We start from the raw sequence: 448 nt of genomic DNA on the forward strand, positions 1-448 counted from the left end.
CCCGCCCCGCCCGCGCCATGGGCGGGGCGGAGGCGGCCAGGCTGCGCCGCCGCCGCGTTTTCGTTATGATCGGTCACATACCGGACGATCAGGCCAGGGCCTGCTCAAGCCACCGGGCATCGCGGGCCGGCCGCCTCGGTAGCCGGCTTCCTCGTTGACCAGTACAACAACATCACCGATCCTCCGCCTATGAAAACACGCCGTCTCGGGGCCGCCGCCCTCGCCGCCGAGCCCAAGGCGCTCGACGCCGCGCTCGACTGCTCGTCGAACGGCCATCGCTTCATCGCGCCGCTGGCCGAGGCCGGCGACATTCAGACCAAGCCGATGCATGTCGAGTCGAACTCGATGAATCCCTTCCATACCGAGCACCCGCTCAGCGCCTACGGCTTCTCGGTCTACGTGGTGCTCGGCTACCAGCACGACGATCCGCTGTTCCAGCACGGCGACG

The 448-nt window shown here is 68.5% G+C and carries 1 pseudogene; it reads left to right on the forward strand.

The annotated features are described in order from the left end of the window. Window positions 1–189: 189 nt before the first annotated feature. Window positions 190–448, forward strand: a pseudogene (locus tag HWY45_RS36390) (hypothetical protein); the annotation flags it as partial.

Origin of the sequence: Burkholderia stagnalis (assembly GCF_902830275.1) — a bacterium.
Taxonomy (GTDB): Bacteria; Pseudomonadota; Gammaproteobacteria; order Burkholderiales; family Burkholderiaceae; genus Burkholderia; species Burkholderia stagnalis.